Source organism: Streptomyces sp. McG3 (assembly GCF_018619185.1).
In the GTDB taxonomy this organism is placed as follows: domain Bacteria; phylum Actinomycetota; class Actinomycetes; order Streptomycetales; family Streptomycetaceae; genus Streptomyces.
This window is the reverse complement of sequence record NZ_JAAXYC010000365.1, coordinates 1-7,201: the sequence shown is the minus strand read 5'-3', so window position 1 is coordinate 7,201 and position 7,201 is coordinate 1. Positions and strand designations below refer to the sequence as shown.

The 7,201-nt window shown below is 70.8% G+C and carries 5 protein-coding genes and 2 pseudogenes; 5 read left to right on the top strand and 2 right to left on the bottom strand.

Going from position 1 to position 7,201, the window contains the following annotated elements; all coding sequences use genetic code 11:
* From HET64_RS34335 to HET64_RS34320, 4 genes and pseudogenes are all read left to right on the top strand, one after another.
* Positions 1-645 (top strand): annotated as a pseudogene (locus tag HET64_RS34335) (transcriptional regulator); the annotation flags it as partial.
* 170 nt (positions 646-815) lie between these two features.
* Positions 816-2,036, top strand: a complete 1,221-nt coding sequence (locus tag HET64_RS34330) for a phosphatidylserine/phosphatidylglycerophosphate/cardiolipin synthase family protein (RefSeq protein ID WP_215111163.1) — start codon at positions 816-818, stop codon at positions 2,034-2,036.
* Positions 2,037-2,124: 88 nt separating this feature from the next.
* Entirely contained in the window at positions 2,125-2,562 is a 438-nt protein-coding gene (locus HET64_RS34325) for a hypothetical protein (protein ID WP_215111162.1), read from the top strand.
* A gap of 67 nt (positions 2,563-2,629) precedes the next feature.
* Positions 2,630-2,986, top strand: a complete 357-nt coding sequence (locus HET64_RS34320; RefSeq protein WP_215111161.1) for an antibiotic biosynthesis monooxygenase — start codon at positions 2,630-2,632, stop codon at positions 2,984-2,986.
* Positions 2,987-3,025: 39 nt separating this feature from the next.
* On the opposite strand, the gene argS is transcribed toward HET64_RS34320, so the two are convergent.
* A complete protein-coding gene (gene argS / locus HET64_RS34315; RefSeq protein WP_215111160.1) occupies positions 3,026-4,798 on the bottom strand; it encodes an arginine--tRNA ligase in 1,773 nt (590 codons plus the stop codon).
* Between the two features lie 157 nt (positions 4,799-4,955).
* Here argS and lysS point away from each other — a divergent pair, with 157 nt between their 5' ends.
* A complete protein-coding gene (lysS, locus tag HET64_RS34310) occupies positions 4,956-6,719 on the top strand; it encodes a lysine--tRNA ligase (RefSeq protein ID WP_215111159.1) in 1,764 nt (587 codons plus the stop codon).
* A gap of 106 nt (positions 6,720-6,825) precedes the next feature.
* Here the strand turns inward: lysS and HET64_RS34305 are convergent.
* Positions 6,826-7,201 (bottom strand): annotated as a pseudogene (locus HET64_RS34305) (hypothetical protein); the annotation flags it as partial.

Here is a 7,201-nt window from a genome sequence, read left to right as displayed (position 1 = left end):
GGTGGGGGCGGTGGCGGTACGGGGCTCGGTGCGCCGCCGGCCGTCAGCATCTCGTCGTACAACTGGGACGAACCCTGCGGCCAGCACTATCTGGTGGACCGGGGACCCGAGAACCTGGACCCGCCGCCCGCGCCGCAGGACCGGCGCGGCTGGGCGGAGTCGTACGGCGGGGTCGACGCCGGGAACATGCTGCTCCAGCTCACCGTGCAGGGGACCTCGCGCGAGGCGGTGGTCCTCAAGGGCATGAACATCCGGGTGATCTCGAGGAAGGCCCCGCTGCCCTGGTCGGCGTACCTGATGGGCAACGGCTGCGGCAGCGGGATCATGCCGCAGACCTTCGCGTCCCACCTCGACGCAGGGCACCCCACCCTCCGGCCGGTGCCGGGGACGCAGGGGGACATCGAGGTTCCGGCCGTGGACTTCCCGTACCGGGTGTCGTCCGAGGACGTGGAGGTCTTCAACCTCGACTTGAAGGCCGTGAGTTACGACGTCACCTGGTACCTGGAGCTGGAGTGGAGCAGTGGCGGCAAGGAGGGCGTGCTGCGGATCGACGACCAGGGGAAGCCGTTCCGCCTCAGCGGGATGAAGGGGCGGCCGGAGTACCTCTACGGCAACGAGGAGGTCGGGTGGCAGCCCGCGGCCTGACGCGCGTCCCGGTCCGGTTCCCGTCCGCGCTCCGAGCGGCTCGTACGCGCCCCTCGCGGCGGAGGGCCGATTCCGTCCGGATTCGCACAGGAGTACAGTCGCCGGGTCCTCGCGGTCCGTCCGGCTCCGGCCGGCCGGCCGTGCCCGCCCGCCTCCCCACCAGGTGACCCATGTCCGCTACCGCCGAAGCCGAAGCAGAAGCCCTCGACCCCACGGCCCTGGACGCCCGCACCTGCGAGGAGCGGTCCCTGCGGCTCAGACGCAGACTGGAGCGGCTGATCGGGATCGCCGCCACCGAGGGGAACGCCCTCGTGCCGCTCCGTAACGGCGACGCCATCTTCGGGGCGATGCTGGACGCCATCAAGGGCGCCGAGCACACCATCGACCTGATGACCTTCGTCTACTGGCGGGGTGACATCGCCAACGAGTTCGCCGAGGCGCTGGCCGACCGGGCCCGCGCCGGGGTCCGGGTGCGGCTCATGCTCGACGGGTTCGGGTCGCGGCTCATCGAGAAGGACCAGCTGGCCCTGATGGACGAGGCCGGGGTCACCGTCACCTGGTTCCGCAAGCCCCTCTACCTCTCGCCGCTCAAGCAGAACCACCGCTGCCACCGCAAGGTCCTCGTCGTCGACGAGCGCACCGCGTTCACCGGGGGCGTCGGGATAGCCCAGGAATGGTGCGGCGACGCCCGCAACGAACGCGAGTGGCGCGACACCCACGTGAAGGTCACCGGGCCCGCCGTCGACGGGCTGGCCGCCGCGTTCGCCCAGAACTGGGCCGAGTGCCACGACGAACTCTTCGACGAGCACGACCGGTTCGTCACGGAGGAGCACGACGGCGACGCCGTCGTCCAGGTGGTGCGCGGCTCCGCCTCCTTCGGCTGGCAGGACATGCAGACCCTGATCCGGGTCGTCCTGGAGTCCGCCGAGGAGCGCATCCGCCTCACCACCGCCTACTTCGCGCCCGACGCCTACTTCACCGGGCTCCTCTGCGCCGCCGCCCGGCGCGGAGTGGAGGTCGAGATCCTGCTGCCCGGCCCGCACACCGACAAGCGGGTCTGCCAGCTCGCCGGGCAGCGCTTCTACGAGGAGCTGACCGCCTGCGGCGTGAAGATCTACCAGTACCAGCCGACGATGATGCACACGAAGTCCCTCACCATCGACCGGGTCGCCTCGCTCATCGGCTCCACCAACTTCAACCGTCGCTCCCTCGACCACGACGAGGAAGTCATGCTCGCCGTCCTCGACCAGGACTTCACCGCGACCCTCGACGGCCACTTCGAGGAGGACCGGGAGAAGAGCGTGCTGATCGAGCGCGGCCGGTGGAAGCGCCGCGACCTCCTCCAGCGGGCCCGGGAAGCAGCCGTCGTGCCCATCCGCCGTTTCCTCTGAGGCCGGCCGGCCCCCGGAGGCGTGCGCGCGCGCTCGCCGGGGCAGGTGGGGAGGACGACCGTCGTCCTCCATGTGAAGGGAAGGCCCCATGAGCACCGGCGCAGCCACCTCACCGGCACCGTCCGCCGCGGTGATCACCGAACCCCTGCCCGACCTTCAGCTCCAGCTGCTCATCCAGCTCCTCGACGAGGACCCCCGCTCCAGCCTGCCCCTCACCCTCACGCACCCCGGCGGCCTCCTGCACGGGGACGTCATCGGGCACGAGCAGTGGAAGGCCGAGTGGGCCAGAAGCCTGCGCCAGGTCGAGGGCGAGGGCGCCAACCTGCTCGCAGAATTCCCCGAGACGGTCGACCAGGGCGTACGGGAACTGCGCGCCGACGAGGACGCGGAGACATCCCGGCTGCCCCGCTGGATCCATCTGCGGGACGTCACGCTCGTCGTCGGGTCCATGAACCCGGTCTCCCTGCCGCTGTGGCGCGGACGCCTCGCCGACGTGTCGGGATGGGCGCTGGGCCGCCCGCAGTAGGCGGCCCCGGACCGCGCCGAAGACAGCGGGAGGCTCTCAACTCCTGCCCGTTGCTTACGCTTTGGGCATGACCACAGAGAACCTCCCGGTCGACGGGGCGCCGGACCCGCCCGTCACCTTCATCAACGTCTTCGAGATCTCCGCCGACGAACTCGACGCGTTCGTCGAGAAGTGGGAGGAGCGGGCCCGCCTCATGCGGGAGAAGCCGGGCTTCGTCGACTCGCGGATGCACCGGGCCCGCTCCTCGGACTCCCGCTTCCAGCTCGTCAACGTCTCCCACTGGGAGAGCCAGGAGGCGTGGGAGGCCGCCACCGCCGACCCCGACTTCGCCTCCCGCACCCGGGCCGCGCGCGAGCGGACCGCGCGGCCGGTCACACCGAACCCGGCGGTCTACGACGTCGTCGTGGAACTCACCGCACCCTGACCCGGACGGACCTGCCCACGTACGTACGGACGCTTCGGGTCAGAGCCGCTCGGGCGTCCGGATGCCCAGCAGCGCCATCCCCTGGTGCAGGGTCCGGGCGGTCAGCCCGACCAGGAAGAGCCGGTTCTCGACGACCTCCGGGGCGTTGTCCGGGCTGAGCACCTGGCACTGGTCGTAGAACGTGGTGAGGTGGGACGCCAGCTGGTAGAGATACGCGGCCAGCTTGTGCGGCTCGTAGCCCGCACCGACCTCGGCGAGGACCTCGCCGAACTGGTCCAGGTGCAGACCGAGCGCCCGCTCCGCCGGGGCCAGCTCCAGCTCCGGGTGGGCGGCCGGGACCGCGCCCTGGGCCTTGCGCAGGATCGACTGGATCCGGGCGTACGCGTACTGGAGGTACACCGAGGTGTCGCCGTGCAGCGCCACCATCTGGTCCAGGTCGAACTTGTAGTCCCGTACGGCGGAGGTCGACAGGTCCGCGTACTTCACGGCGCCGATGCCGACGTACCGGCCGTTCCCGACGATCTCCTCCTCGGACAGGCCCACCTTGTCGGCCTTGTCCCGGACGACCGCGGTGGCCCGCTGAACCGCCTCGTCGAGGAGGTCCTCCAGCCGCACGGTCTCGCCCTCACGGGTCTTGAACGGCTTGCCGTCCTTGCCGAGGACCGTGCCGAACGCGAGCTGCACGGCCTTGACGTCCTCGTTCAGCCAGCCCGCCCGCCGGGCCGTCTCGAAGACCATCTTGAAGTGCAGCGACTGCCGTGCGTCCACCACGTACAGCAGGGTGTCCGCCTTGAGGTCCCGCACCCGGTTCCGGATCGCGGAGAGGTCGGTCGCCGCGTAGCCGTAGCCGCCGTTCGTCTTCTTCACGATGAGCGGGACCTGGTTGCCGTCCGGCCCCTTCACATCGTCGAAGAACACGCACAGCGCACCCTCGGAGCGGACGGCGACGCCCGTCTCCTCCAGGATCCGGCAGGTCTCCTCCAGCATGTCGTTGTAGCCGGACTCACCGACGATGTCCGGGTCGTCGATCACCATGTCCAGTTTGTCGAACACCGAGTGGAAGTAGATCTTCGACTCGTCGACGAAGCGGTGCCACAGCTCCAGCGTCTCGGGGTCCCCGGCCTGGAGGGCCACCACCCGGTCCCGGGACCGGGCCTTGAACTCCTCGTCGGCGTCGAACAGGGCCCGCGACTCCTTGTAGACCCGGTTCAGCGTCGACATCGCCGCCTCGCCGTCGCTCGCGCCGCCCTCGTGCTTCAGCGCGCCCGGGTGCTCGATCAGATACTGGATGAGCATCCCGAACTGGGTGCCCCAGTCGCCGATGTGGTGCCGCCGGACGACGTTCTCGCCGGTGAACTCCAGGATCCTGACCACGGCGTCGCCGATGACCGCCGACCGCAGATGGCCGACGTGCATCTCCTTGGCCACGTTCGGCTGGGCGTAGTCGATGACCGTCGTCCCGGCGTTCTCCTTCAGCGGCACGCCGAGCCGGCCCTCGCCGTCCGCCGCCCGGGCGGCCAGCGTCTCGACGATCGCCCGGTCGGTGAGCGTGACGTTGAGGAAGCCGGGCCCGGAGACCTCGATGTCCTTGATCAGCCCGCCCGCCGGGAGGGCGTCGGTGACCTGGGCGGCCAGCTCCCGCGGATTGCCCTTGAGCTTCTTGGCGAGCGCCAGGATGCCGTTGGCCTGGAAGTCGGCCCGGTCGCTTCGGCGCAGCAGCGGGTCCGCGGCGCCGGCATCCGGCAGAGCTGCCGTCAGGGCGTCCGCCAGCTGCTGCTGGAGCGTGGAAGCGAGGGAAGGGACCGAGGCCATGTCTGGCTGCCGTTTCCGTAGGGGGTACGAGGGATTCTCTTGGGTGTCCAAGGGATCTCCCCAGTATCCCACGGGGCGTAAAGCCGTTTTCGCGCTGCGGGGGGTAGCTGGGAGAATGGTCCGTACCCCATCGGGAAACGACAGACGAGAGAAGGACGTGCCGACCGTGGCCGAGAGTCAGACCAGCACCGAGACCGACTGGGTCTCCCGCTTCGCGGACGATGTCATCGCCGAATCGGAGCGTCGTGCGCCTGGCAAACCGGTCGTCGTCGCCTCCGGCCTGTCCCCGTCGGGCCCGATCCACCTCGGCAACCTCCGCGAGGTCATGACCCCGCACCTGGTCGCCGACGAGGCCCGCCGCCGCGGGTACACCGTGCGCCACCTCATCTCCTGGGACGACTACGACCGCTTCCGGAAGGTCCCGGACGGGGTCCCGGGCGTGGACAAGACCTGGGCGGAGCACATCGGCAAGCCGCTGACCTCGGTGCCCGCCCCGGCCGGCTCCGCCCACCCGAACTGGGCCGAGCACTTCAAGGCCGCCATGACGGCGGCCCTGGACGAGCTGGGCGTCGAGTACGACGGCATCAGCCAGACGGAGCAGTACACCGCCGGGACCTACCGCGAGCAGATCCTGCACGCGATGAAGCACCGCGCCGACATCGACGCCGTCCTGGACCGCTACCGGACGAAGAAGGACCCCGCGGCCCAGGGCAAGGGCGGCAAGAAGCCGCAGCAGCAGAAGAAGGTCGACGAGGCCGAGCTGGAGGCCGCCGAGGGCTCCGGCGCCGCCGCCGAGGACGACGGCAGCGGCAACACCGCCGGCTACTTCCCGTACAAGCCCTACTGCGGCAACTGCGAGAAGGACCTCACCGTCGTCACCTCCTACGACGACGACACCACCGAGCTGAACTACACCTGCTCGGCGTGCGGCTTCGCCGAGACGGTCCGGCTCAACGAGTTCAACCGCGGCAAGCTCGTGTGGAAGGTCGACTGGCCGATGCGCTGGGCCTACGAGGGCGTGATCTTCGAGCCCAGCGGCGTCGACCACTCCTCGCCCGGCTCCTCCTTCGTCGTCGGCGGCCAGATCGTCCGCGAGGTCTTCGACGGCGTGCAGCCCATCGGGCCCATGTACGCCTTCGTCGGCATCTCCGGCATGGCCAAGATGTCCTCCAGCAAGGGCGGGGTGCCCACCCCGGCCGACGCCCTGGAGATCATGGAGGCGCCGCTGCTGCGCTGGCTCTACGCCCGCCGCAGGCCCAACCAGTCGTTCAAGATCGCCTTCGACCAGGAGATCCAGCGGCTGTACGACGAGTGGGACTCGCTGGGCCGCAAGGTCGCCGACGGCACGGTGCTGCCCGCCGACGCCGCCGCGTACTCCCGTGCCGTCCGCACGGCGGCCGGGGAGCTCCCCAGCACCCCGCACCCGCTGCCGTACCGGACGCTCGCCTCGGTCGCCGACATCACCGCCGGCGCCGAGGACCAGACGCTGCGCATCCTCGGCGAGCTGGACCCGGCCAATCCGCTGACCTCGCTGGACGAGGCGCGCCCGCGCCTCGACCGGGCCGAGAACTGGATCACCACCCAGGTCCCGGCCGAGGCCCGCACCATCGTCCGGGACGAGCCCGACAAGGAACTGCTCGGCTCGCTCGACGACCAGGGCCGCGAGTCGCTGCGCCTCCTCCTGGCGGAGCTGGACGCGCACTGGTCGCTGGACGGGCTCACCACGCTCGTCTACGGCGTGCCGAAGACGCTGGCGGGCCTGGAGCCGGACGCCAAGCCGACCCCCGAGCTGAAGGCCGCCCAGCGGTCCTTCTTCGCCCTGCTCTACCGGCTGCTCGTCAGCCGCGACACGGGGCCCCGCCTGCCCACGCTGCTGCTCGCGGTGGGGGCGGACCGGGTGCGCAGGCTGCTGGGCGCGTAGCGCCGTCGCGGTACGGACGACGAGGGCCGCCGCCCGGGAATCCCTCCCGGGCGGCGGCCCTCCGCCGTGCTGTGGGGTTGTGCGCCTACGCCTGTACGTCTTGCCTTCAGGCGCTCTGGTCGGCGGTCACGCGCCGCATGTAGAGGTCCCTGAACTGCGGCATCAGGTCCTGGAGCAGCTCGGTCGACCGGGGGTGGTGCACGTCGTGCCGGTCGGCCAGGTGGATGTCGAGGGTCTCGACGTTCGGGTACTGGCCCTCCTGGTCCGTGTACGCGCTGAACTCCTCGTAGGCGCGGTCGGCGAAGTCGTTGTCCTCCTGGGACCACTCCTCCAGCTGCGGCGCGTCCTCGGGCCCGGGGGCGGGCACGGCGGGCGGCTCCTCGTCGGCGGCCTGCTGTACCGGCTCCGGTTCCGTGGGCGGCTCCTCGCGGGGCTCCTCACGGCGGGGGTGCGGGACCGCGCCGATCGTGCCGACGTTGCCG